This window comes from Dickeya ananatis, from assembly GCF_019464615.1.
Lineage (GTDB): Bacteria > Pseudomonadota > Gammaproteobacteria > Enterobacterales > Enterobacteriaceae > Dickeya > Dickeya oryzae.
The window spans coordinates 350694-375766 of sequence record NZ_CP040816.1 but is presented as its reverse complement, the minus strand read 5'-3'; the positions used below and the strand labels follow the sequence as shown (position 1 = coordinate 375766).

The window sequence follows — 25073 nt, the reverse complement described above, 5'->3', positions numbered from 1 at the left end:
ACGGTATCCCTGTTTGCTTCAAGGCGTTACACTATTCTCGCCCGGTACAGAACGCTGATTCACCGCGTTATTGACGTGTGCCGAATGAATTTATCGCGTATCGGACTGAATGGAGCACCGCGTTATGACTTGCCTGTCATGGTTATTCAGACTGACGCCGCCACATAGAGTGTGGCTGGGCGCGGCGCTGTCGATGCTGCTCAGTAGTTGTGCGATGCTGGCTGGTAAACCAGTTCCACCGCCACCACCGGCGCAGCAGGCGGTTGAAGTGTCCAGAGAGCAAAGCTACCTGTTGGAAAAAACCGGCTCTGTCTCGGTTAATGTCCGCGGTACTCTCGATGATGCGGTAGAGGAAATCGCCCATGAGGCCAACGCACGCGGTATGCCTTACTACCGAGTGGTCAGCCTGACGCAAGACGAGCATGTACGACAAGACAACTGGCACGGCTATGCGGTGTTCTATCGTCCCTTGCCTGCCGCTCGCCCATAGCCATTCAGGCACAATAAGAGCCTATCCCATTAGGGCTATTTCACTGGCCATTTTGGCCCTGGGCAGTGCTCGAAATCCTCACGTACTCCGTGTACGCTCCGGTTTCTGCGCGCTGTCCGTGTCCAAACTGGCCACGCCAATAACGCCTACTGGGATAGGCTCTAAGTAACCCAGAGAACGTTAAGAGGATGAAGGATGAAAACAAAGATTGCCGCCATCGCCCTGTTACTGCTGACAAGCGGCCTGAGTGGCACCGCGCTGGCTTCAGAATATCCATGCCGCAGCACGGAATGGAATGAGTGGATAGAGTCGATAGTCAATACGCGCGCCGTGCTGGGTGATGTCGATGTAGGCTCACAGGTTTGGCAGCAGGCGGTGGAAAGCCGGTTACCTGCCACCTCCTGGCCGTCACGCAATTCGGTATTGTGGTGCGCGGCGGTAGAACAGAAAATCGCCAGCCTGAAGAAATAACGCATCGTCTCCCGGCAAGCCAGTTATCCCATCGTTAGATGCCGTCTGTCGGGAACATGCCGTTTTTATCGTATGACGGCATTTTTTATTTTCGTATAACCGTTTCGTGAGACCGTATTGTCGTGTGACCGCACAGCAGCGTGTTAGCACACACCCGGTCACACGACATCACACAACCTTGCGCGACGGCTTACACTGCGCGCTGGCGTACCGCTTCAAACAGACAAATACCGGTCGCCACGGAAACATTCAGCGACGACACACTCCCTGCCATCGGAATACTGATCAGCTCATCACAGTGTTCGCGAGTCAGGCGGCGCATGCCCTCCCCTTCAGCCCCCATTACCAGCGCCAGCGGGCCGGTCAGTTTGCTTTGGTACAAGGTGTGATCCGCTTCGCCCGCCGTACCGACGATCCAGATATTCTGCTCCTGCAGGAAACGCAGCGTGCGCGCCAGATTGGTCACGCGGATCAGTGGTACGGTTTCCGCCGCGCCACAGGCCACTTTCTTCGCGGTCGCATTCAGTTGGGCGGAACGATCTCGCGGCACAATCACCGCATGGACGCCAGCGGCATCAGCACTACGCAGGCAAGCGCCCAGGTTATGGGGGTCTGTCACGCCATCCAGCACCAACAGGAACGGCGTCGCGTGTGATGCCAGTAGCCCCGGCAAGTCGTTTTCCTGATACTGACGCCCTTCTTTTACCCGGGCGATGATCCCCTGATGGACCGCACCTTCCACCTTATCATCCAGCCACTGACGACTGGCGACCTGTACCGCAATGCCGCTGGCTTCCAGCTCGGCTATCAGCGGTTGCAGGCGACGGTCTTCACGCCCTTTCAGGGTGAAGACTTCCAGAAAACGTTGAGGGTCTTGTTCCAGCAGCGCTTTCACCGCATGGATGCCGTAAATAATTTCGCTCATTACTACTCTTCAATAATACGCTTGAGACGGGTTAACAGGGCAGCCGGTCGGCTGCCCTGAATACCGATGTCACGGTCAGACGCTGTTCGTCACTCTGCCGTTTTATTCTTTTTGCTGGCGCGTTTAGCTCGCGTGGCTGCAGCAATCTTACGCGTTTTTTCAGCGTTCTTTTGCGATTTTGCTGCCTTCTTTTTACCGCCAGTTTTCGCCTTACCGTTATCCTTGCTGGCAGGCTGGCGCTTTTTACCGTCTCCCTCAGGGCGGAATGCGCTATCCGGCTCAAAGTTGGCGCGCTGGCCGGTACGGCGACGACGCGGCGGCTTCGCACCGGTATCGCTCCCCCTCTTCGCCCGGTCGCGCGCGGTTTTACCTTCGCCGCGCACCTTACGGGTAGACGAGATCAGCGCAAAATCAATCTTACGCTCATCCATGTGTACCGCTTCAACGCGGATTTCCACCTCATCGCCCAGTCGGTAAGTCTGACCGCGAGATTCGCCAATCAGCCGCTGGCCGACGTTGTCGTAACGGTAATAGTCGTTATCCAGCGTGGAGACATGCACCAGACCATCGATAAACAAGTCGTTAAGCCGCACGAAGAAGCCGAAACCGGTGACACTGGAGATAATCCCGGTAAAGGTTTCCCCCACATGGTCCTGCATGAAATCGCACTTCAGCCAGTCGGCCACATCACGTGTGGCTTCATCGGCACGGCGCTCAGTCATCGAGCAGTGTTCGCCCAGTTGCAACATTTCGTTGAAATCGGCATGCCAGCCACCGCTTTGCGTCCAGCGGTTTTTACGGTCGCTCAGCAGATACTTGATACCACGGTGCAACGACAAGTCCGGATAACGCCGGATCGGTGACGTAAAATGCGCATACGAGGTCAACGCCAGCCCAAAGTGGCCACGGTTTTCCGGGTCGTAGATAGCCTGCTTCATGGATCGCAACAGCATGGTTTGCAGCATCTCATGATCCGGCCGATCAGCGATGGAAACCATCAACTCAGCGTAGTCTTTCGGTTGCGGCTTCATGCCGCCTTTGAGCGTCAGCCCCAACTCGCCCAGCACGCTACGCAGCGCCAGCACGTGATCTTCACTGGGCTGGTCATGCACGCGGAACAATGCCGGTTCTTCACTCTTCTCGACAAACTTCGCCGCCGAGATGTTGGCCAGAATCATGCACTCTTCGATAAGCTTGTGCGCATCGTTACGCACGACGGCTTCCACCCGTTCGATACGGCGCTCTGCGTTAAAGATAAACTTGGCTTCTTCGGTTTCAAACGCGATACCGCCACGTACCTCACGCGCATGCTCCAGCACCTTGTACATCCGGTGCAGCTCTTCCAGCGGCTCCACCAGTGACTGGTAGTGTTCGCGCAACGCTTCATCGCCCTGCAAAATGCTCCACACCTTGGTGTAGGTGAGGCGGGCGTGTGAACTCATCACCGCTTCATAGAACTTGTAGCCGGACAATTTACCCTGCGAGGAGACGGTCATCTCACACACCATACACAGGCGATCCACCTGCGGGTTCAGTGAACACAGCCCGTTAGACAGCACTTCCGGCAGCATCGGCACCACTTGCGATGGGAAATAGACCGAGGTGCCGCGTGCACGTGCCTCATGGTCCAGCGCCGTACCGGGGCGCACGTAATAGCTGACATCCGCTATTGCCACCCACAACCGCCAGCCGCCACCGCGTTTTTTCTCACAGTACACCGCATCGTCAAAATCACGGGCGTCTTCGCCGTCAATAGTTACCAGCGGAAGTTCACGCAAATCCACCCGGCCTTTCTTGGCGCTTTCCGGCACCTCTTCAGCCAGGTCGCTCACCTGCTCTTCCACTTTGGGCGGCCAGCTGTGCGGGATTTCATGGGTGCGTAGCGCGATGTCTACCGCCAGCCCGGTCCCCATGTTGTCGCCGAGGATCTCCACGATCTTACCGATCGCCTTGGTGCGACGCGTCCCGCGTTGAGTCAGTTCCACCACCACCACCGAACCCATACGAGCCCCGGCGATACATTCCGGTGGGATCAGGATATCAAAGCTCAGACGGCTGTCGTCCGGCACCACAAAACCGGTACCGGCTTCGGTGAAATAACGCCCGACTATCTGACTGGTACGCGGCTCCAGCACGCGCACAATGCGCCCTTCACGACGTCCCCGGCGGTCTTCACCCAACGGCTGGGCCAGCACCACATCACCGTGGATCACCGTTTTCATCTGTTCAGCGGACAGGTAAAGATCGTCTTTGCGTCCTTCCACCCGCAGAAAGCCATAACCATCACGATGGCCGATCACCGTGCCACGCAGTAAATCCAGCTTTTCCGGCAGGGCGTAACACTGACGACGGGTAAACACCAGTTGCCCGTCGCGTTCCATCGCGCGTAACCGGCGGCGCAGCCCTTCCAGTTGCTCATCGCTGGTCAGTTGCAGATCGCTTGCCAGTTCTTCACGGCTGATAGGGGTATCCCGTTTTGCCAGGTGCTCCAGGATGTATTCACGGCTGGGGATGGGGAATTCGTATTTTTCTGCTTCACGTTCCAGAAACGGATCTTGTGACATTGCGGTTCCTCCGTTGTCATCAGCGGGCAGCTGAACAGGCTTATTCAACCAGAAGTAATTTATAGAGGGGCGGGTTTTCTTCCACCATATCGGCGAGCGTATAATTATCCAGTTCTTTCAGGAAATTCTGTACGGCCTGTTGCAATACCTGTTTGAGTCGGCAGGCGGGGGTAATATGACAAAACTCCTTGCTGCAGTTAACCAGAGAGAGCGGCTCCAGTTCCCGTACCACATCGCCGATGCGAATGGTGGACGGATCGCGGCCCAACCGAATGCCGCCATGCTTGCCACGCACTGCCATAACCAACCCGGCGCGACTCAGCTGATTGATAATCTTCACCATATGGTTGCGTGAAACGCCATACACTTCAGTCACTTCTGAAATGCTGGTCATTTTGCCCTCCGGCAATGACGCCATGTAAATCAGCGCACGCAAACCATAATCCGTAAAACTTGTTAACTGCACAGAAACCTCGGGTACTTTTCCGATCGAGTACGTTGCCGAACAGTCACCTGACTGCCCCAAAAACGCGAACCGGAACCAGGATGGCGCTCGTTATCCTGATGCCAGACGCGTCATGTTCATTTTTTATCATCAGATGATAAACCAGTGCTCCGCGCCGGGCGAATTTATTTAGTACTCAGAGATCTTTCTTAAAGGAAAATTTGCCGAGTTGACGCATTTCTGTTAACAAAACATAAGAGAATCTTGCTATCTAACACGCTATTTCATCTGTTATGTTCTGAACAAAATTAGCCCTACATGTACGTTAACGTATGGCAAGCCAGAGATAGGCTTTGCCAGTGTTTTTTATTCTGCACACACTAGGAAATGGACCATGCGTTTGAAAAATCTCTCCATCCGTACCGGCCTGTTAACCTTGCTGGCTGTTATCACCCTGTTATTGCTGCTAGTCAGCGGTATGGGGATTCAGGCCATCAACAAGAGCCGGGACTCCCTGACGCAGCTCAACCAGATTCAGGGGGAGCAGTTGGGCGCGTTGATGAACGGTTATAACCTGACGCTACGGGCCAGAGCATCCGCAACACTGGCGGTACGCAAGATAGAAATTGGTTTGCTGGACGTGGGGGCCAAAGAAACGGATAAACTGGATAGTTATATCCAGCAGTCCGACAAAGAAATTCACCAGTTCAGTAGCGTCGGCACCACCACCAGTGAGCAGGAGCAAAAACTGGCACAGCAAGTGTTAAAAACCTATCAGGACTACCTGAATCAGGGATTAAAACCGATGTTAGAGTCTCTGAGAAAACAGTACACCGACGAATACTACACCTTGCTGGAAAATAACCTGACGCCCCTAAGCGACGCATTTGATAAATCCATCCAGAATTTCCGCAGTTACTCCCAGCAACTCTCCGAACAACACATCCAACAGGCAAATAGCAACGAACGGCTGATGCTGATGCTGATAGGCTTTGCTTGTCTGTTATCCCTGTTACTGGTCTTGCTGGGCTGGCTGGCGTTACGCCACATGCTGCTCAAACCGCTGGATCACGCCATTGAGCAACTGGAGCACGTTGCCTCCGGCGATTTGACCCACCGCATCACCACCGGCGGTGACAATGAACTGGGTCGCCTGAGCGACGCCATTTTGCGTATGCAAATGGCGCTGCTGGATTCCGTCGGTCAGGTGCGTGACGCCAGTTATCAAATCGATCAGGGCAGTCGTGAACTGTTTAGCGGCAACCGCCATCTGGCGGAACGTACCGAAGAATCGGTCGCCGCGTTGGAGCAAACCGCCGCCAGCCTCGAAGAACTGAGCGCCACCGTTAAACGCAACGCCGATAACGCCGAACTGGCCCATCAGTTGACCAACCAGGTTTCCGATACCACTGATCGCGGCAATGAATCCGTCAACTACGTGGTAGAAAAAATGCGCGAAATCGCCGCCAGTGCCAAACGCATCAGCGATATTCTCGGTGTAATTGATGGCATCGCCTTCCAGACCAACATTCTGGCGCTGAACGCCGCGGTGGAAGCCGCCCGTGCGGGCGAGCAAGGGAAAGGGTTTGCGGTGGTTGCCGGTGAAGTGCGTAATCTGGCGCAGCATAGCGCCCAGGCCGCCAAAGAGATCCGCACACTGATCCTGGATTCACAGTCCCATGTCTCGGAAGGGCTCGATTTGGCCGCTAAAGCCGGTGAAACCATGGATAACGTCGCAGACGAGATCAACCGTATCACCACGCTGATGAAAGAGATTTCTTACGCGTCTCAGGAGCAACATCGCGGTATTGAACAGGTGAACATCGCCTTTACCCAGATAGATAAAGTCGCGCAGCAGAACGCATCTCTGGTCAAGGCCTCTACCGATACCACCCAGTCGCTGGAAGAGCAATCCCGCCAACTGGTACAGGCCATGGCCATGTTCCGTATCGAAGACCACACGCCGCTGCTGCAGGCGCGCTGATTCTGTCTTTGGCAGTGGCCAGTCACGGCCACTGCGTTTTCACTGACTCGCCCTTGTGGCTTTATTGCTGCTGGCTCACGCGTCTGGTTTCGTTTATGTGTCCAGTTAGTTTACGTGTCTGATTCGCTCACGCTTTCAGTGCATCACACCGCATCATGCACAGTAAACGAGCACATTACGCCATGTTTTAGCGCCAAACCATGCAGCCTGCACAGGTGCTCTATTCTCAATGCTCTGGCGAGCTTCCCTGACACCCCGTTAACGCGTTACCGGCAGTAAAACCGGCACGCTCTTTGCTGCATACGCTGTGGTGCACACTACACTGAATATCACTGACATTGTCGTTTCCCCTGAACGGGAAGAGAAGGGAAAACCGGAGAGATCATCATGTCGGCATCGCATCAACGCAGCCTGTCTTATCGCGACAGTGTCTATGACCATACTGAAGAGCACCATACTGAAGAGCAGTGGGACAGATGGCGTAGCGACTTTCTGCTGGCGCTACTCACCGCAGACCCGTCGGATCTGGCACTGATTCATCAGCGTGCCGACCGCCTGCAATGGCCGCTGGACGTGCCGCACCGGGTGGTAGCATGGCGTATAGATAACGTGGCAAGCCTGTTCGCTTCACCGGATTGCCACGATCCAGAGGCGCAACTGCAGCACTCACGCCTCCTGCTGCAACAGCGGCTACAGGCGTCCCTGTTAGCGTCACCCCCTCCATCCGCGTCACGCGCTCCCCCACCGGTGGTCACGCTGGGCTCTCTGTTCCTGATGGTGTTGCCGACAGACAGCCCATTACTGCAACCGCCAGGGCATCAGCGGCTGGTGGCATTACGCCAGACTATCCACGCCGATATCGCCCCATTAACACTATACGGCGGGCTATCCAGCCCAGTCAGCTCAGCAGCACAGTACCGGCAGGGCCTTAATGAAGCCCAACAGGCACTTGACGCCGTCGCCAGCCTGCAACCAGAAAAAGGGCTGTGTGATTACACTACATTGGGGATACTGCAATTGTTGGGTGCCGTCAGCGACCCAACACTGCTGACCCGGTTTATGCACAATGTGCTGGGCAATCTGATAGAGCATAACCGCAAGTCGCCTTACCTGTTGATTGAGACGCTGGATGCGGTATTGCAAGAAAACAGTAATCTGATTAAAGCAGCCGAGCGGCTGGCTATTCATCGCAATACGCTGCACCAACGCCTGCAACGCATTGAACAATTATCGGGTGGCACCCTGAGCGACCCACTGTTTCGCCTTAGCGCCGCCGTCGCGCTCATGATCGGGCGTCTTTCTGGCTTTCCAACGTCAGAAAGCACCGTGTCGCCATTCAACGCCCCATCACAGGAGTGATTATGAAGATTATCAACGCCGTGTTACGCCATCAGCCCGGACTCTACACCGTGCAACTGAAAAATGGCCTGATTGCGGCCATCGACGCCCAACCCGGTCTGTACCCCGCCGCACCCGACGACATCGACGCCGCAGGACAACTGGTGATTCCGCCACTGGTAGAACCGCACATTCATCTTGATGCCGTTCTGACGGCGGGTGAGCCGCAGTGGAATATGAGTGGCACGTTGTTTGAAGGCATCGAGCGCTGGAGCCAGCGCAAAGCGACGATCACCCACGACGATACCCGGCACCGGGCGTATACCGCCATCGGCATGTTGCGCGATCACGGCATCCAGCATGTCCGTACCCATGTTGATGTGACCGATCCCTCGCTGGCGGCGCTGGAAGCCATGCTCGAACTCAAAAACGAGGTGCGCGACCTGATAGACCTGCAAATCGTCGCCTTTCCACAAGAAGGTATCGAATCGTATCCGGATGGTCGCCAGTTGATGGAACGCGCCATTGCGCTGGGTGCGGATGTGGTTGGCGGCATCCCCCACTTTGAAAATACCCGTGAACAGGGCGTCAGTTCAGTGAAGTTTTTGATGGATCTGGCAGAGCGTACCGGGTGTCTGGTTGACGTGCATTGCGATGAAACCGATGACCCGAACTCACGCTTTCTGGAGGTACTGGCGGAAGAAGCACGGGTGCGAGACATGGGAGCGCGTGTCACCGCCAGCCATACTGTGGCGATGGGATCGTATGACAACGCGTACTGCTCGAAGCTGTTTCGTTTGTTGCGCCGCTCAGGCATCAGCTTCGTCTCCTGTCCGACGGAAAGCATCCACCTGCAAGGACGGTTCGATACCTTTCCTAAACGCCGTGGCGTGACCCGCGTTGCCGAACTGGACCGCGCCGGTATGAACGTCTGCTTCGGACAGGACTCCATCAGAGACCCGTGGTATCCACTCGGCAACGGCAATATTCTGCGTGTTCTCGACGCTGGGCTACATATTTGCCACATGATGGGATATCAGGATCTACAACGTTGTCTCGATTTCGTCACCGACAATAGCGCTAAAGCCCTGCATTTGGGCGATCGTTACGGTATCGCTGTCGGTCGCCCGGCCAATCTGGTGATTATGGATGCACAAAACGACTACGACGCACTCCAGCGGCAGGCAAAGGCACGATTGTCCGTCCGCCACGGACGCATCATTATGCAACGCGCCCCCGAACACGTGATTTATCCGACAACGTAACTATCCAGCAACGTAACATCCAACAACGTCGCTATAAGGCAACGTCACCGGACTCGTTAGTAATCCGCGTTCACAGTTAGTGCGTCGTCACAAAAACGCAAGGGTGATACCGTCGTCACCCTTTTTCATCAAACCTCCTGCCAACACCTCAGAAGTCGCTGCCGATGGTCGATAATTTCCTTGTCAGGAAAATTTCCCAAAAATGAACTAAAAGGAAGTAATCGGACGAACGCCTGCATCGAAAACGGCCTGCCGTCACCACGCCGTTAACCGCGTATCAACACGGATTGTCATAAGAAAAACAGTATCGATGATGAGGTGAATGATGACCGGTTCTGCATGGAATTCAGAAAGTCTGTTTCAGGGCATCCTCGACCGTTGCCCGGTGGGCATTGCCGTTATCAATTACGACGGAAAGTATGTCACCGTGAATCCTGCCTATAGCGCTATTTATGGTTACACCCAGGAAGAGATGATTAATCATCCCTTTACTATGGTTTTTCCTGAGTCTACCCGGGCATCCGTTCTGGCCCGTCATCAGTCGTTTCTCGATGAAGGCGGTAAGCTGGGAGGGGAATGGACGGTAGTGCGTCATGACGGCATGATCCTGACGGTCTGGTCAGAATCGGTTCCCTTCGCACAGCACGGACACAAAGCCGACCGACTGGTGTACGTCCTCGATATTACCGAGCGCCAAAAAGCACGTGAACAGATGAAGATTGCCGCCACGGTCTACGAAAGTACCCAGGAAGCCATCATCGTCATCGATACCAATCGAAAAATTATCTCCATCAACCCGGCCTTTACCCGCCTCACCGGATATAGCGAAGCCGATGTCTTGGGACAACCGTCGTACATATTCCGCTCCGATCGCCATGATATCGCTTTCTATGATGCCATCTGGCGTGCCGTGAATGAGGATGGGCTGTGGATTGGTGAAATGTGGGACCGTAAAAAAGACGGCAGCGACTATCTTAGAGAACTGACCATCAATGTGGTCAAAGACGCGGCAGGCACCCCCATCAACTATGTCGGTGTGTTTTCCGACGTTACCCAGCGCAAGAAACAAGAGGAGTTAATCTGGCGACAAGCCAACTACGACGCAGTTACCGCGCTACCAAACCGACACAGATTTCAGGATAAACTGGAGCGCGCGGTTGAACGCGCCAGGCAAACCGGCCGCCCCATGGCGTTGATGCTGATAGACCTGGACCACTTCAAATCGGTTAATGACAGTCTGGGACACCGCGCTGGCGATGCGCTGCTCTTTGCGGTATCAAACCGCATTACCGATTGTATTCAGGGTGCTGATACCATTGCTCGTATCGGCGGCGATGAATTTGCCATTATCCTGTCTAACCTGCTGCGAACCGACGACTGCGAGCGGCTGGCCAACACCTTGCTGCAGCGTTTGGCACAACCGTTCAATATCGATGGCGAAAACATGCTGGTTTCCGCGAGTATCGGTATCGCTTTATTTCCCAATGACAGCGACACGCTAGAAGAACTGTTTAAACATGCCGATCAAGCGATGTATGCGGCCAAGAACGCAGGGCGCAACGGCTTCCATTATTTCACGCCGGCTTTGCACCAGGCCGCGCGCGCCCGCTTACGCCTGACCAACGATCTGCGCCAGGCGCTTGAGTACAGTCAGTTTGAGGTTTACTACCAGCCGATTATCGAACTGGCTACCAACAGGATAACCAAGGCTGAGGCGCTGGTGCGCTGGCATCATCCGGTACGCGGTCTGGTCAGCCCGGCGGAGTTTATTCCGCTTGCGGAAGATACCGGCCTTATTGTTCCACTCGGCGACTGGGTCGCGCAGCAGGCCATCATTCAGTTGGCGCAATGGCGTAACACCCTTGACCCGCACTTTCAGATAGCCATCAATCAGTCTCCGATTCAACTGCGCAGCAAAGATTTCACTGAAATGACCTGGGTGCAGGAACTGGCACGACACGGGTTGGACGGCAGCGCCGTGATCATCGAAATCACCGAAGGGCTGCTGTTGAATGCCGAACTGCGGGTGAATAACAATCTGCATCTGCTTCGTGATGCTGGAATACAAATCGCCATTGATGATTTCGGTACCGGGTATTCGTCACTGGCTTACCTCAGAAAATTCAATATCGATTGCCTGAAGATAGATCGTTCCTTCATCGAGGATCTCGATGGCATCGGGTTTGAATTGTGCGTGGCGATTATCGCGATGGCCCACAGCCTTGGCCTCAATGTGGTAGCCGAAGGGGTTGAAACGCAGCTCCAGTGCGACATTCTTACCCGACTCGGGTGCGACTATGCGCAGGGCTTTTTGTTCTCACGCCCCGTGCCAGCCACAGAGTTGACGATGCTGCTGCAAGCCGCCACCGATACGACTGAAACAAAACCGGCGTAAACCAAAGGCATTGAGGACTATAGCCATTCACAGCCACGCGATAGTTAAAGCCCGTTATCGTCAGCGCAGCCGTCCGCTAACAGGCCGTCCTGACAGCGCTGTTGGTAGCTCTGCTCAAAGGTCTGCATCCCCACCTGGCTGCCGGTTTGCAACAAACTCGGCAACTGGTGGGTTTTACCTTCGCGGATCAGATTGCTAACCGCCGGTGTGGCAAGCAGTACCTCAAATAGTGCCACACGCCCACCCTGCACGCCCGGCAAGAGCTTCTGTGCCACTACCGCCTGCAAACTCGCCGCCAGTTGTGTGCGCACAAAGGCTTTCTCTTCGGCCGGGAACACGTCCACCAATCGCTCCACCGCCTGCACCGACCGCCGGGTATGCAGCGTCGCCAGCACCAGATGGCCGGTCTCCGCCGCCGTCAGCGCCAGCCGAATGGTCTCGCTGTCACGCAACTCCCCCAATAACAACACATCCGGGTCTTCACGCAACGCAGCCCGTAAGGCGCTGGCGAACCCCTCACTGTGTCGGCCGATTTCCCGCTGCTGGATCAGGCTACGTTGACTGGTATGCAGGAATTCAATCGGGTCTTCCAGCGTAATAATATGGCGGGCACAGCGTTGATTCAGTGCGGCGATCATCGCCGCCAGGGTGGTCGATTTCCCGCTGCCGGTCGCCCCGGTCACTAGAATCAGTCCATCCGTACGTTCAGCCAATGCCGCGACGACCGCGGGTGCCCTCAGTGCCTGCAAATCCGGCTGGCAGTGTGGGATCAGGCGTAGCGCCGCCGATAAACCGTGGCGCTGCATAAACAGATTGGCCCGCAACCGCTGCCCTCCTGCCAGCGTCAACGCACAGTCTGTCTGCCCGCACCGGCGCAACTGCTGTTCACACTCCGGGTCCAGCCAGCTCTGGCACCACTGTTCCAGTTCGGTGTGATGTAATGGCGGCTGGGTAGCATCCGCCACCAGTTGGCCGTCGATACGCCGCACCGGAGGATGACCGCTGCACAGGTGCAGATCGGATACATTCTGTTTTACACTAGCGTTCACCCATTCACTCACATCCATTGATTGGTCTCCTGAATCACTATGACGATGACACCGGTAGCGACGATATCGACAGTTCAGCAAAACCTACAGGACGTCCGGCAGAAAATCTCGGCGGCAGCGCAACGCTGCGGGCGTGCGCCAGAAGAGATTACGCTGCTTGCCGTCAGCAAAACCAAACCTGTGAGCGCGCTCGAAGAAGCCATCGCGGCTGGGCAGCGGGCATTTGGCGAAAACTATGTACAGGAAGGGGTGGATAAGGTTCGTCATTTTCAGACCACCCTGCCCGATATCGCGCTGGAATGGCACTTTATCGGGCCGTTGCAGTCGAATAAAAGTCGTCTGGTGGCAGAACATTTCGACTGGTGCCACACCATCGATCGGCTGCGTATCGCCCAGCGCTTGAGCGAGCAACGCCCGGCGCACCTGCCACCGCTCAATGTGCTGTTGCAGGTCAACATCAGTCAGGAAGCGAGCAAATCCGGCATTCTGGTCAGCGAATTACCCGCACTGGCCGCCAGCGTGGCGACACTACCGAATCTGCGACTGCGCGGACTGATGGCTATTCCCGCGCCGCAAACGGATCACGCCCAGCAACTGGCAGTATTTCGCCACATGACTGAACTTTTTCTGCAACTGAAAGTGGATTATGGCACCTTGGATACCTTGTCGATGGGGATGACCGACGACATGGCTGCCGCCATTGAAGCTGGCAGCACGATGGTACGCATCGGTACCGCAATTTTTGGCGCACGTGATTATAGTTCGCCGACCAGTTAACCTAACGGATAGACGAGAACAGCGAGAATCTGATGGAACACCGTAAAATAGCCTTTATCGGCGCGGGCAACATGGCACAGGCGATCATCGCCGGTTTGATGGCAGGTGGTTATCCGGCCCACCAGGTCAGCGTCAGCGCACCGTCCGCCACCCACCGGGATCAACTGGCCGCCCGCTATGGCATTACCAGCCTGAGCGATAATGCTGCCTGTGCCCGTGACGCCGATGTGGTGGTGCTGGCGGTTAAACCGCAACTGATGGCCGACGTTTGCGGGGAACTGGCAAAACAGGTGGATTTCAACGGCAAGCTGGTATTATCGATCGCCGCCGGTGTTAACGTCGCCCGTTTCCGCCAGTTATTGGGCGCATCGCTCAACATGGTGCGTATCATGCCAAATACCCCCTCGCTGGTAGGTCAGGGCATGAGCGGATTATACGCACCGGCCGGGGTTAACGAAGCCGATCGCGCCTTTGCCGCCGACCTGATGCACAGTGTCGGTAAACTGTGCTGGGTCGCAGACGAGTCGCACATTAACGGCGTGATTGCCGCTGCCGGTAGCGCTCCGGCCTACTTCTTCCTGTTTATGGAAGCGATGCAGCAGGAAGCCATGCGTCAGGGGTTCGACGCCGATACCGCCCGATTGCTGGTACAGCAGGCGGCTAGTGGTGCAGCGGCGCTGGTGGAAGCCAGCCCGAATACCCCGTTATCCACCTTGCGGGAAAATGTAACTTCCAAGGGCGGCACCACCGCTGAGGCACTGCGCGTATTCAGCGAGCGTCAGCTGAGCCAGACGGTCGCTGATGCTATGCAGGCCGCTGTGCACCGGGCAAAGGAAATGGAATCGCTGTTCTGATTACCACCTGAAAGATGACTTTGAATGAAGGAATGACCCTCTGATGCTGACCCTGACTTTTCTGGTCAAAACCCTGATTGACCTGTACGTGATGGTGTTGCTGCTGCGTATCTGGATGCAATGGGCACGCAGTGATTTTTACAACCCACTGGCGCAGTTCGTGGTGAAGCTCACTCAGCCGATCATCGGCCCGTTGCGTCGCATTATCCCTTCGCTTGGGCCTATCGACAGCGCCTCGTTGCTGTTGGCGTTTCTGCTCACCACGCTGAAGTACCCGTTGCTGTTGCTGATTCAGGTCGGCTCGCTCTCGCTAAGCCCGATCAACTTGCTGGTGGGGCTACTGGCGCTGATCAAATCCGCCGGTTATCTGGTGTTCTGGATAGTGATCATTCGCTCGCTGATGAGCTGGATTAGCCAGGGGCGCAGCCCGGTGGATTACATGCTGCACCAACTGACTGAACCGTTGATGGGGCCGGTACGCCGTATTCTGCCCTCGGCAGGCGGTCTGGATTTCTCGCCGATGATCGTGATTCTGGTGCTGTACATGTTGAATTACCTCGGCATGGATTTCTTCCCGGGGCTGTGGTTCTTGTTGTGAGTGCCGTCAGTCGTTGTGAAGACGGGCTGGTGATTCGGCTGTATATTCAGCCGAAAGCCAGCCGGGATCAGATTGTCGGGTTGCATGGCGACGAGCTCAAAGTCGCCATCACCGCACCACCGGTAGACGGCCAGGCCAATGCCCACCTGATCAAATTTCTCGCCAAGCAATTCCGTGTCGCCAAAGGCATGGTCACCATCGAAAAAGGGGAGCTTGGACGTCACAAACAGATTAGGATCGTCAACCCGCAAACCATCCCGGCCGATGTCGCGGGCCTCATTTCCTGAGCCGATTCCCTGAATAAAACATCCCAGACAGATTGCAGGAACAACAGATGCAAAACGTGGTTTTAGCCACCGGCAATGCCGGTAAAGTGCGTGAACTCGCCGGTCTACTGGCGGATTTTGGTCTCGACGTGGTGGCACAAACCACGCTGGGCGTCGATTCCGCCGAAGAAACCGGTTTGACCTTTATCGAAAACGCCATTCTGAAAGCGCGCCACGCCGCACGCGCTACCGGCCTGCCCGCCATCGCCGATGATTCGGGGCTGGCAGTCAACGCGCTGGGCGGCGCGCCGGGCATTTATTCCGCCCGCTACGCCGGAGAAGACGCCAGCGACCAGCAGAATCTGGACAAGCTGCTGGCGGTACTCGACAGCGTGCCGGACGAACAGCGTCAGGCCAGTTTCCACTGTGTGCTGGTGTATTTGCGTCACGCTGATGACCCGACGCCACTGGTGTGCCACGGCAGCTGGCAAGGCGTCATCACCCGTGCGCCTGTCGGTGCGGGCGGTTTTGGCTACGATCCCGTCTTCTTCGTGCCGCAACTCGGCAAAACCGCCGCCGAACTCAGCCGCGAAGAGAAAAACGCCCACTCCCACCGTGGACAGGCGCTGCGTCAATTGCTGGATGCGCTGCGACATGCTTAATTTGCCGCCGCTGAGCCTGTACATCCACATCCCCTGGTGCGTGCAGAAGTGCCCTTATTGCGACTTCAACTCCCACGCGCTCAAAGGCGAGGTTCCACACGACGATTATGTGGCGCACCTGCTGGCGGATCTGGATGCCGACCTGCCGCTGGTGGGCAACCGCCCCTTGCACAGCATTTTTATCGGCGGCGGCACACCGAGCCTGCTCAGCGCCGAGGCGATGCAACAGTTGCTGGATGGCGTGCGGGCCCGGTTGTCACTGGTGCCGGACGCGGAAATCACCATGGAAGCCAACCCCGGTACCGTAGAAGCCGACAGGTTCAGCGGTTACCAGCGCTCAGGGGTTAACCGTATTTCCATCGGCGTACAGAGTTTCAGCCCGGATAAACTGACGCGCTTAGGCCGCATCCACGGCCCGGAAGAGGCCAAACGCGCCGCTGTTCTCGCGGCCGGTCTGGGGCTACGCAGTTTCAATCTGGATTTGATGCACGGGCTGCCGGAGCAGTCGCTGGATGAGGCGCTGGATGATTTACGTCAGGCGATAGCGCTTAACCCGCCGCACCTGTCCTGGTATCAGTTGACCATCGAACCCAATACCCTGTTTGGCTCACGCCCGCCGGTGCTGCCGGACGACGATGCGCTGTGGGATATTTTCGAGCAGGGGCACCGTTTGCTGAGCGACGCCGGGTACCAACAGTACGAAACCTCGGCCTACGCCAAACCGGGTTACCAGTGTCAGCACAACCTCAACTACTGGCGCTTTGGCGATTATCTCGGTATCGGCTGCGGCGCACACGGCAAAATCACCTTCACCGACGGCGAGATCGTGCGCACGGTGAAAACTCGCCACCCACGCGGCTATATGCAGGGGAATTACCTGCAACAACGCAGCGAAGTCGCGCTGGCTGACCGTCCATTCGAGTTTTTTATGAACCGCTTTCGGTTGCTGGAACCAGCACCACGCGCTGATTTCACCGCTTATACCGGCCTGCCGGAAAGCGTTATCAGGGAACAACTGGACGCAGCACTAACGCAAGGCTACCTGACGGAAACCGAACAACACTGGCAGGTCACCGAGCACGGTAAGCTGTTTCTTAATTCGTTGCTGGAGCTCTTTCTGACGGAAGAGTGAGAACGCGCGGCGAACGCGGTGAATAAGATACCGACACAACCGACAGATGATGTCAGGCGGGAGCCGCATTCTGGTCAGGGCTCGCTTCTACCCGATTGCGGCCCAGATGTTTAGCGCGGTACAGCGCATCATCGGCATCATTACTCAACTGTGTCATGCTGCTCCCGGCATTACCCGGTCTGGCGACCGCCACACCAATACTCACCGTCACCACCCCCTGTGGCGACTTGGTATGGGGGATCTCCATCGACTCAACCGCCTGCCGACAACGTTCGGCCCATGCCAGCGCTTGTTGGTAGTCGGTTTGTGGCAACACCACCGTAAACTCCTCACCACCGTAGCGTCCCAGCAAGCATTCTGACGATGGCAGTTGCCCTGCCAGCGTTTCCACGACTGATTTTATGCAGGCATCCCCTTTGCTATGCCCATAGCTATCGTTAAAACGTTTGAAACGATCGATATCGATCATCAGCAACGACAACGGCATCTGTGTGGATTCGTGCTGACGCCACAGTTGTTGATAGCGCTCATCAAAATGGCGACGATTGGCAATACCGGTCAGCGAGTCGGTCTGCGCTAACACCTGCAACAAGGTTTCTGACTGCTTCAGATCGGTAATATCGAGCATCGAACCGTAAAACACGATGCTGCCGTCCTCGGGGTAAGACGCCATCGCTTCGGCATGGATCCAGCGCACATCACCATTTTCAGAGCAGATACGAAAATCGCTGCGCCAGCTATCACGATGAAAATCACCGTGGGCGTAATAGTGTGCGATACGCTCACGATCTTCTGGCAGAATGCGCTCTCGCAGCGGGTGACCCGGGCCGAATGGCACGGCGGTCATCGCCTGCGGTGTCAGGCCCAATACCCGTGTCGAGACCGGGCTACAGTAAACAAATCGATATTCATTACCACGATCCGCATCGCCACCAACGGTATCTCTACGAACGGTATCTCTACGAACAACAAACGTATAAAGCACCGCCGGTGCATGCTGTAACAGCATATCCATCATCTGTTGCTGTTGATGCAATTGTTCCTGCAACCGTTCACATGCAGTGATATCGGTAATCACACTGAGATAGCCCAGCAAGCGCGCATCCGGCAGGCGGACTTCATGAAAACTCAATTCGCCCCAAAAGATACCGCCATCTTTTTTCCGATAACACCAGACCGAAAACGGCTGATAATGGCGTAACAGCTCCTGTGGCGATAACTGCCCCATCTCCCCTTGACGCAGCACCACCGTGGTGGCATCGCGACCGATAACTTCACAGGCACGAAAACCAAACAACCGTTCCGCTCCCGAGTTGAACAAGGTGATGTGATTGGCTGAATCGGTGGCGATGATCGCCGCCTGCGTGGACGCGTTCATCAATAGTGAACTACAGGCAGCCATAATCTGTGCGTCACTCACCGCAGACGTTGTCTTTTGCCGAAACGTTGTCTTTTGCCGAAAGATTGTTGACCAGCACATTTTCAACCAGTGAAACAGACCAGACATGACCAACCCTGTAACTGAATAAACCGAACTGATGACCGACCTTCCCCTGTCAGCCAGGCAATGGCAAAAACTCCAGCGCTACACTGACTGATTCTCTGCTAACTGGCTGACATCACGTTGGATCCTTGCGTGATAGTATGACAAAGTGAAAGCAGAAATGACCTCAGTCTGGATTTGCGCCGCGATCCCCGAAATAATTCACGTTGCAGAAAAACCGGCAGGCGTATTGAACCGCGCTGCGAAAAGAACGCCCGGCGCTTATCCGGGCCAGCAACCGGAGTGAGCGGCCACGCGACAAAAAGCACACTGATACGCTGCGTTTTGCCGCGCTAACAGGCTGGGTAATGACACCAACACACCTGCAATATGAAGAATGACGGGTACATAAAGGTAAATCACTATGAAAACTATCGCCCTGCTGGTTGCCACACTCGTGATGGCGACCACATTGAGCGGATGCAACACCGCTCGCGGATTTGGTCAGGACGTTCAGAAGCTCGGCAGTACCATTTCCCATTCCGCCAGTTAACCCGGCGTCAAACCACACCAGTGCCCTGCCTGAGTGCAGGGCTGCTTTGTCACGCCCTGGCGCCACACTTAGAGCCTATCCCAGTAGGCGTTATTGGCGTAGCCAGTTTGGACACGGACAGCCGCGCAGACAACATGCGTTGCATGTTGAACGGACAAAGTGCTTTGTCCGGCCCAACGGGCGAGCGCAGCGAGTAAACCGGAGCGTACACGGAGTACGTGAGGATTTCGAGCACTGCCCAGGGCCAAAATGGCAAGTGAAATCGCCCTAATGGGATAGGCTCTTACCCTGCGGTTCGCATCGGCACATGAGGAATACCGTCCTCATCGTAGCCTTCACCGCAAACCACAAAGCCAAATTGCTGATAAAAATGCTGCAAATGCGCCTGAGCAGAAAGGTATTGCGCCCGCCCCGGCCAGTGACGGGCACAAACGGCCTGAGCATGCATCAGCAACTGATGCCCAAGCCGTTGACCTCGCACTTCGGGGGCGACCACGACCCGGCCAATCGTGACCACATCTTGCCGGTCATGCGGTGCCAGTAACCGCGCGCAGGCGATCAACCTGCCGTTTTGCCAGGCTGTGACGTGCCGGTTACCATCGACCAGATCCAGACCGTCCAGGTCCTGATAAGCGCATTGTTGTTCCACCACAAAAGCCTGGCTACGCAGGCGCAAAATGTCATACAACGCATACGGGTTCAGGTCTTTCACCCCCCAGTCATGCCAAATCAGACTCATTGCCCCTCCCGTTATTCCTGCTCATCAGACGTTGGTGCGGCCGCAGGCGTTGGCCGACGCCGCCACTGGGTTACCTGTACCCAGCACCACAATCCGGCAATCGCCAGCGCAAACAGTGTGCCGAAACCGATACCGATCGCCAGTACCGGTACGCCAACCTTCACCGCCAGCGAGTACAGCGCCAGCATCAGCAACATCGCGCCGTTTTCACCCAGATTCTGCACGGCAATGGCGTTACCCGCCCCGACGCTTTCCCGACCGCGTTCTTGCAACAGCGCATTGAGTGGCACGATAAAAAAGCCGCCCAGCGCCCCCAGCACCAACAGGCAGGCGTAAGCATTCATCAGGCTATGTTGCAGGGTAAATACCACCACCATCACGCCAATCAATACCCCAGCGGGCAGGCAGCGTCGCACGGTTTTCAACGTCACCAGTTTACCGGCCGCCGCCGCCCCCACCACAATCCCCACCGCCACCATGGCGTTGAGTAACGTCGGCGTTGAATTGTCGTTAATGCCCAACGCCAGCGGTACCCACAGTACCAGCAGGAAACGTAGCGTCACGCCGGCTCCCCAGAACATGCCAGTGCCCACCAGCGAAAAGCGGGTTTCGCCATTGCGCCACAGTACCTGGCAAGCATCGAAAAACGAGCGGGTCATGTGCGCCGGACGCCAGGATGCGCCGGGACGCGCGGCAGCGAGTTTCGGAATCAACAGGTTAGCGGCCAGTGCGATACCGTAAGCCAGCGCACACACCGCCAGCGCGCCGTAGATATGCCAGTCTGCCAGCACGCCGCCGACGACCGATCCAGTAAGAATAGCGGCGATAGTGGAGGCTTCCATCAATCCGTTGGCTTTCACTAACTGATCGCCACGGGTGATTTCCCCCAGAATACCGTACTTGGCCGGGGAATAGGCCGCTGCCCCCAGCCCCACCAGCGTATACCCCAGAAACGGGTTCCCCCCAAGGCAAATCCATAACGCGCCAGCCAGTTTCAGGGCGTTGGCAAACATCATCACCCGCCCTTTGGCAACGCTGTCAGCGAACTGACCCACAAACGGTGCCAACACGATATAGGCAGCGACGAACCCCATTTGCAGAAAGGGCTGGCTCCAGTCGGGATACGCCAGCGATTTCACCAACGCCAGCGTGGCGAACAGCAGAGCGTTATCACCGAAAGCAGAGAAAAACTGCGCCACCATCACCGCATTCATACCGCGGGAAAACAGTGACGACGCAGGGGAAGCCGTGTGACTCATGCATCATGCTCCAAGGGGGTAGACGTGGCATCTTCCGCGGCCACAGCGGGCTGTTCCGCCCATTGACGCAGCGTGACGAAATCCGGTTTGCCGCTGCCCAATAGCGGCAATTCTTTCAGGTAACGAATATCACGCGGCACCGCCAGCTCCGGCACGCCGCTCGCCCGTGCTTGTGTCAGCAGGCTATCGCGGGTCAGCATAGCATCGGTGGTAAACAGCACCAGCGCTTCCCCTTTACTGCTGTCGCTGCGAGCGCTGGCGGCATGTTGGGCGTGTGGCGACACCTGGTTGGCCAGTTGCTCCACGCTCTCCAGCGACACCATTTCTCCGGCCAGCTTGGCAAAGCGTTTTACACGCCCCACGATGGTACAAAAGCCCTGTTCATCTAAATCAACGATATCGCCGGTATCGTACCAGTTCGCCTCACGCTGCCCGTGCTCATTTTCCGCCGCTGGCGATTCCAGCTCGCCCGGATTTTCCACCCGCAGGTAACCCTTCATCACATTTGGCCCACGCAGTTGCAGCCGACCGCCATGATGGATACCCGGAACCGGGATCAACCGCGATTCCATCCCCGGCAACAAGCGACCAACGGAATGCAGCTTACAGGCCATTGGTACGTTGATAGCCACGACCGGCGCGCATTCCGTCACGCCGTAGCCTTCCAGAATACGAATGCCAAATTTGTCCTGCCACTGCGTTCGCACCCGTTCGGAGAGCTTTTCCGCCCCGGCCACCACATAACGCAGGCGGGCGAAGTCGTAGGGGTGGGCAAAACGGGCATAATGCCCGAGGAAGGTCGAGGTACCGAACAACACCGTGCAGTTACGGTCATACACCAGTTCCGGCACGATGCGGTAATGCAGCGGGCTGGGATAGAGGAATACGCGCGCACCGGTCATCAACGGCGTCAACAACCCAACCGTCAACCCAAACGCGTGAAACAGCGGCAAGGCCGACATAAAACGATCGCACGGGGTAAAATCGGCCACGGTGCGGATCTGCTCTACGTTAGCCATCAGGCTATTATGAGAATGCACCACTCCTTTCGGGTTGCCTTCCGAGCCGGACGTAAACAGAATGACCGCCGCGTCATCCGGCTGCTGTGGACACATAGCGCGCATCGGGAACAGCAGATGGCACAGGATCCACAGCTTATCCGACAATGTCACCGTGTCCTTCAGGTCTTCGAGATAGACCCAATTGGCTTCTTTCACCTGCTGCGGCAGATGCGTCAGCTTGCCTTTTTCCAGAAACTGTCGCGACGTGACGATGGTTTTAATGCGCGCGGCGCTCATCGCGCTCTGAATGCCTTTCGCCCCAGCAGTATAGTTCAACATAGCCGGTACCCGGCTGCTGAGCGACGCGCCAAGCACCGCCGCCGCCGTCACCGTCGCGTTGGGTAACAACAACCCGACATGCTCACGCTCGCTGGTAAAACGTTGCAGAATGCGCGCCACCCCGAGTGATTTCTTCAACAGGCCGTGATAACTGTCTTCTTTCAGATTGATGTCTTCAATGCAGCCAGAGTGGTAACCGTACCGATCGCAGGCGGCCAGAAACGCCTGATACAGCGTATGACGTGGACGCACCGCCATACGCGCATCCATCATGATGCGATGCAGCCCTTCGCCCGCCAGTTCACGGCGTTCACGCGCCGAAGGGGCAACGGGCATCGGGAGCGTGGTCGGCGGCAGGAAATGCAGTGAAATTTGTGGGAATAGACGACGACGCAGCACCCCGCCCAAACGGCCGAAGTGCGTAAACTCCGGCCCTTCAATGCGAACCGGCACCACTGCCGCGCCTGAACGGGCCGCCACAAACGCCGCACCGCTGTAGATTTTCATCAGTGAGCCGGTTACGGTAATGCGCCCTTCGGGGAACACCACGACCGGACGCCCCTGCTCCACCAGACGGATCAACTGCTTGATAGCCAACGGTTTGGTAGGGTCCAACGGCAGAAAATCGATATAGGGCTTCAGCCAGCGCATGAACCAGCTATCGGCAATGCGGGAATAAACAGCGAATACCGGTTTGGTTTGTACCGGTAAGAACAGTGCCATCAGCACGCCATCGAGAAAGGAAACGTGATTGGGGGTAATCAATATCTTCGATTGCCGGAAACCGCTTTCATCACCCGAGATCTGAATGCGATACAGGTGCTTGAGCGCCCAGCGTAAAAAGGTATAAATCATCCCACCTCCCTATGTCTAAACAGTAACTCTGACGTAATAGTCACCTTGAGGTAAACCGTCACTCTGCCCGGTTTGGACCCCGCATGCCACGGATTGTTCATGGCGGCCAGCAAAAGGGTTCACCATACCATAAACCGTAGCAACATTAGCGATGAAAACGCCACCGGAATAACCGGTAACAGGCGATAAAAAACGCCAGAAAATCATCAGGCTGTGGGGCACACATGGTCGGAGTGAACGGATAAACCCACGCCATCGTCACTGCTCTCGCCCGGCCACGGTGATAACGTCGTTTTCTTCGGGTCAGCCTTGCCCGCAGTCAGTCTGTCGATGGGATGTTGATGAGGTGTCGATTTCGGCTCACCGCCGACGGTCGGAAAGCGCTCTTTTTAGCGATGCTCAGAAGGGGCAGAAAGACCGGGTTAGCAGGGCAAATTCCAGCCCTGCCAGATCGCAGGCAAAAAAAAACCTACGCATCCGCGTAGGTTGGTGAAATTTGAATGGTTCAATGTGGAGAACACATCGATTGTCACCCATCAATACCTCTGGGACTTGTTACTCTAAAGACAGTCCCCCTGAATCACTAGCGTTGAATCGAAAGATAACCGTTCGAAGTGCAACTAACTGTAAAATTCTCAGGTGAGCTGTAATAAAGGCGTGAAAACGCAGCAACATCGCCACTTACACGCCCGGATCCAGACTTACAGCGCCCACCAGATCCCTGCTGCGATCCCGCCGAACAGTGCCCATTTCACCAGATAGTAAACCGGCTTATTCCAGCTTTTCAGCCGTTTCCCCACTTTGCGTACCGCATAGAGATATTTGAAAATTCGATTGATGCCGCCAGTGCGATCTCCATCGCTATTCGGCGCCGCCGCCGCACTCATCAAATGACGCCCCAGCCAGTAATTTACCGCTTGCGCCCAGCGATAACGCATCGGTCGCTCAATGTCGCAAAACAGGATCAAGCGGTTCTGCCCGCTGTGGTTTTCCGCATAATGGATATAGGTTTCGTCGAACAGCACACCTTCACCATCACGCCAGCTATAACGCTCGCCATCGACCTCGATAAAACAACGGTCATCGTTAGGTGTCGACAGCCCCAGATGGTAGCGCAGCGAACCAGCATACGGGTCACGGTGGCGCGGCAGTCGGCTACCGTCCGGCAAGGTGGCGAACATGGCGGCCTTTATCGACGGCACCGAACGCAGTAGCGCGGTGGTATTGGGACACAATGCATCTGCCGAGGGGTGAGACGCCTCATACCATTTCAGGTAGAAGCGCTTCCAGCCGGTCTTGAAAAACGAGTTGAACCCCGCATCGTTATACCGATCTGAGGCTTTAATCTCCTGCATTGCCAATAGCCTTTCGCCCTCCTCACGGATCGTCTGCCAGTTCTGCTGTAGCGCCGCCAGTTCGGGAAAATGTTCAGGTTTGAGATACGGTGTCACCGGGACACGGGAAAACAGGTACATAAAGACGTTGAGCGGCGCGGTAAAGGTCGAGTGGTCCGACAGTTGGCGCAAAAATGGATATCGCATACGACCACGGAAATGGACGTAGGCCACCGCCAGAATAAACACCAGCAGAATAATATATTTCATACCGAGACTTCCTTCCCTGAGACAG

General features: G+C 56.1%; 22 protein-coding genes. 13 read left to right on the top strand and 9 right to left on the bottom strand.

The annotated features are described in order from the left end of the window. Window positions 1-124 precede the first annotated feature (124 nt). Together bsmA and FGI04_RS01580 are read left to right on the top strand one after the other, a co-directional pair. Entirely contained in the window at window positions 125-490 is a 366-nt protein-coding gene (gene bsmA / locus FGI04_RS01585; protein WP_342699803.1) for a biofilm peroxide resistance protein BsmA, read from the top strand. Between the two features lie 195 nt (window positions 491-685). Next, window positions 686-961, top strand: a complete 276-nt coding sequence (locus FGI04_RS01580) for a hypothetical protein (protein WP_226092491.1) — start codon at window positions 686-688, stop codon at window positions 959-961. A 190-nt stretch (window positions 962-1151) separates the two neighbouring features. Here FGI04_RS01580 and rlmB read toward each other — a convergent pair whose 3' ends face one another. From rlmB to nsrR, 3 genes are all read right to left on the bottom strand, one after another. Next, window positions 1152-1886: a 23S rRNA (guanosine(2251)-2'-O)-methyltransferase RlmB gene (gene rlmB / locus FGI04_RS01575; RefSeq protein WP_012886018.1), complete on the bottom strand. Its 735-nt coding sequence runs from the start codon at window positions 1884-1886 to the stop codon at window positions 1152-1154. 89 nt (window positions 1887-1975) lie between these two features. After that, window positions 1976-4450: a ribonuclease R gene (gene rnr / locus FGI04_RS01570; protein WP_342699805.1), complete on the bottom strand. Its 2475-nt coding sequence runs from the start codon at window positions 4448-4450 to the stop codon at window positions 1976-1978. Between the two features lie 40 nt (window positions 4451-4490). After that, window positions 4491-4916 carry a nitric oxide-sensing transcriptional repressor NsrR gene (gene nsrR, locus FGI04_RS01565; RefSeq protein WP_038909663.1) on the bottom strand — a complete coding sequence of 142 codons (426 nt, stop codon included), beginning with the start codon at window positions 4914-4916 and terminating at the stop codon, window positions 4491-4493. Between the two features lie 373 nt (window positions 4917-5289). Between nsrR and FGI04_RS01560 the strand changes: the two genes are divergently transcribed. The 4 genes from FGI04_RS01560 (at window position 5290) to FGI04_RS01545 (ending at window position 11877) form a co-directional block, all read left to right on the top strand. Further along, window positions 5290-6879, top strand: coding sequence for a methyl-accepting chemotaxis protein (locus FGI04_RS01560; RefSeq protein ID WP_342699806.1), 1590 nt, complete (start codon window positions 5290-5292; stop codon window positions 6877-6879). Between the two features lie 387 nt (window positions 6880-7266). Continuing rightward, window positions 7267-8238, top strand: a complete 972-nt coding sequence (locus FGI04_RS01555; protein ID WP_407273995.1) for a PucR family transcriptional regulator — start codon at window positions 7267-7269, stop codon at window positions 8236-8238. A 2-nt stretch (window positions 8239-8240) separates the two neighbouring features. Next, entirely contained in the window at window positions 8241-9482 is a 1242-nt protein-coding gene (gene codA, locus FGI04_RS01550) for a cytosine deaminase (RefSeq protein ID WP_407273996.1), read from the top strand. A 322-nt stretch (window positions 9483-9804) separates the two neighbouring features. Continuing rightward, on the top strand, window positions 9805-11877 hold the full coding sequence (locus FGI04_RS01545; protein ID WP_407337310.1) for a sensor domain-containing protein: 2073 nt from the start codon (window positions 9805-9807) through the stop codon (window positions 11875-11877). Window positions 11878-11921: 44 nt separating this feature from the next. Here FGI04_RS01545 and FGI04_RS01540 read toward each other — a convergent pair whose 3' ends face one another. Then, window positions 11922-12944, bottom strand: a complete 1023-nt coding sequence (locus FGI04_RS01540) for a type IV pilus twitching motility protein PilT (RefSeq protein WP_342699810.1) — start codon at window positions 12942-12944, stop codon at window positions 11922-11924. A 21-nt stretch (window positions 12945-12965) separates the two neighbouring features. Between FGI04_RS01540 and FGI04_RS01535 the strand changes: the two genes are divergently transcribed. From FGI04_RS01535 to hemW, 6 genes are read left to right on the top strand one after another with little or no spacing between them, the layout of a single operon-like run. Beyond that, complete coding sequence (locus FGI04_RS01535) at window positions 12966-13703, top strand: YggS family pyridoxal phosphate-dependent enzyme (protein ID WP_342699811.1); 738 nt, start codon at window positions 12966-12968, stop codon at window positions 13701-13703. 32 nt (window positions 13704-13735) lie between these two features. Continuing rightward, window positions 13736-14557: a pyrroline-5-carboxylate reductase gene (proC, locus tag FGI04_RS01530; protein ID WP_407273997.1), complete on the top strand. Its 822-nt coding sequence runs from the start codon at window positions 13736-13738 to the stop codon at window positions 14555-14557. A 43-nt stretch (window positions 14558-14600) separates the two neighbouring features. Continuing rightward, window positions 14601-15155 carry a YggT family protein gene (locus FGI04_RS01525; protein WP_342699813.1) on the top strand — a complete coding sequence of 185 codons (555 nt, stop codon included), beginning with the start codon at window positions 14601-14603 and terminating at the stop codon, window positions 15153-15155. Beyond that, a complete protein-coding gene (yggU, locus tag FGI04_RS01520; protein WP_012886029.1) occupies window positions 15152-15442 on the top strand; it encodes a DUF167 family protein YggU in 291 nt (96 codons plus the stop codon). The genes FGI04_RS01525 and yggU overlap by 4 nt, the downstream gene beginning before the upstream one ends. Window positions 15443-15489: 47 nt before the next feature. After that, entirely contained in the window at window positions 15490-16083 is a 594-nt protein-coding gene (locus tag FGI04_RS01515) for an XTP/dITP diphosphatase (protein WP_342699814.1), read from the top strand. Continuing rightward, window positions 16076-17215, top strand: coding sequence for a radical SAM family heme chaperone HemW (gene hemW, locus FGI04_RS01510; protein WP_342699815.1), 1140 nt, complete (start codon window positions 16076-16078; stop codon window positions 17213-17215). Before FGI04_RS01515 ends, hemW begins: the two co-directional genes overlap by 8 nt. Before the next feature lie 52 nt (window positions 17216-17267). On the opposite strand, the gene FGI04_RS01505 is transcribed toward hemW, so the two are convergent. After that, window positions 17268-18722 (bottom strand): sensor domain-containing diguanylate cyclase, encoded by a 1455-nt coding sequence (locus FGI04_RS01505; protein WP_407337309.1) that lies wholly within the window; start codon window positions 18720-18722, stop codon window positions 17268-17270. A gap of 400 nt (window positions 18723-19122) precedes the next feature. On the opposite strand from FGI04_RS01505, the gene FGI04_RS01500 reads away from it, so the two are divergent. Then, window positions 19123-19251: an entericidin A/B family lipoprotein gene (locus FGI04_RS01500; RefSeq protein WP_012886033.1), complete on the top strand. Its 129-nt coding sequence runs from the start codon at window positions 19123-19125 to the stop codon at window positions 19249-19251. Window positions 19252-19534: 283 nt separating this feature from the next. Here FGI04_RS01500 and FGI04_RS01495 read toward each other — a convergent pair whose 3' ends face one another. From FGI04_RS01495 to lpxO, 4 genes are all read right to left on the bottom strand, one after another. Beyond that, a complete protein-coding gene (locus FGI04_RS01495) occupies window positions 19535-19990 on the bottom strand; it encodes a GNAT family N-acetyltransferase (RefSeq protein WP_342699817.1) in 456 nt (151 codons plus the stop codon). Between the two features lie 11 nt (window positions 19991-20001). Then, complete coding sequence (gene lplT / locus FGI04_RS01490) at window positions 20002-21249, bottom strand: lysophospholipid transporter LplT (RefSeq protein ID WP_407321751.1); 1248 nt, start codon at window positions 21247-21249, stop codon at window positions 20002-20004. Continuing rightward, the gene (aas, locus tag FGI04_RS01485) at window positions 21246-23444 is read right to left on the bottom strand and encodes a bifunctional acyl-ACP--phospholipid O-acyltransferase/long-chain-fatty-acid--ACP ligase (RefSeq protein ID WP_407337308.1); all 2199 of its coding nucleotides are present in this window, start codon (window positions 23442-23444) and stop codon (window positions 21246-21248) included. The genes lplT and aas overlap by 4 nt, the downstream gene beginning before the upstream one ends. Before the next feature lie 701 nt (window positions 23445-24145). Next, a complete protein-coding gene (gene lpxO, locus FGI04_RS01480) occupies window positions 24146-25048 on the bottom strand; it encodes a lipid A hydroxylase LpxO (RefSeq protein WP_407337307.1) in 903 nt (300 codons plus the stop codon). Window positions 25049-25073: the final 25 nt, after the last annotated feature.

Coding starts and splice junctions, on each gene's coding strand:
- rlmB (WP_012886018.1), bottom strand. CDS start 1,886: ATGAGCGAAATTATTTACGGCATCCATGCGGTGAAAGCGCTGCTGGAA.
- FGI04_RS01555 (WP_407273995.1), top strand. CDS start 7,267: ATGTCGGCATCGCATCAACGCAGCCTGTCTTATCGCGACAGTGTCTAT.
- aas (WP_407337308.1), bottom strand. CDS start 23,444: ATGATTTATACCTTTTTACGCTGGGCGCTCAAGCACCTGTATCGCATT.
- FGI04_RS01505 (WP_407337309.1), bottom strand. CDS start 18,722: ATGTCTGGTCTGTTTCACTGGTTGAAAATGTGCTGGTCAACAATCTTT.
- proC (WP_407273997.1), top strand. CDS start 13,736: ATGGAACACCGTAAAATAGCCTTTATCGGCGCGGGCAACATGGCACAG.
- codA (WP_407273996.1), top strand. CDS start 8,241: ATGAAGATTATCAACGCCGTGTTACGCCATCAGCCCGGACTCTACACC.
- FGI04_RS01545 (WP_407337310.1), top strand. CDS start 9,805: ATGATGACCGGTTCTGCATGGAATTCAGAAAGTCTGTTTCAGGGCATC.
- FGI04_RS01500 (WP_012886033.1), top strand. CDS start 19,123: ATGAAAACTATCGCCCTGCTGGTTGCCACACTCGTGATGGCGACCACA.
- FGI04_RS01580 (WP_226092491.1), top strand. CDS start 686: ATGAAAACAAAGATTGCCGCCATCGCCCTGTTACTGCTGACAAGCGGC.
- FGI04_RS01515 (WP_342699814.1), top strand. CDS start 15,490: ATGCAAAACGTGGTTTTAGCCACCGGCAATGCCGGTAAAGTGCGTGAA.
- FGI04_RS01495 (WP_342699817.1), bottom strand. CDS start 19,990: ATGAGTCTGATTTGGCATGACTGGGGGGTGAAAGACCTGAACCCGTAT.
- FGI04_RS01540 (WP_342699810.1), bottom strand. CDS start 12,944: ATGGATGTGAGTGAATGGGTGAACGCTAGTGTAAAACAGAATGTATCC.
- FGI04_RS01535 (WP_342699811.1), top strand. CDS start 12,966: ATGACGATGACACCGGTAGCGACGATATCGACAGTTCAGCAAAACCTA.
- hemW (WP_342699815.1), top strand. CDS start 16,076: ATGCTTAATTTGCCGCCGCTGAGCCTGTACATCCACATCCCCTGGTGC.
- rnr (WP_342699805.1), bottom strand. CDS start 4,450: ATGTCACAAGATCCGTTTCTGGAACGTGAAGCAGAAAAATACGAATTC.
- lpxO (WP_407337307.1), bottom strand. CDS start 25,048: ATGAAATATATTATTCTGCTGGTGTTTATTCTGGCGGTGGCCTACGTC.
- FGI04_RS01525 (WP_342699813.1), top strand. CDS start 14,601: ATGCTGACCCTGACTTTTCTGGTCAAAACCCTGATTGACCTGTACGTG.
- FGI04_RS01560 (WP_342699806.1), top strand. CDS start 5,290: ATGCGTTTGAAAAATCTCTCCATCCGTACCGGCCTGTTAACCTTGCTG.
- bsmA (WP_342699803.1), top strand. CDS start 125: ATGACTTGCCTGTCATGGTTATTCAGACTGACGCCGCCACATAGAGTG.
- lplT (WP_407321751.1), bottom strand. CDS start 21,249: ATGAGTCACACGGCTTCCCCTGCGTCGTCACTGTTTTCCCGCGGTATG.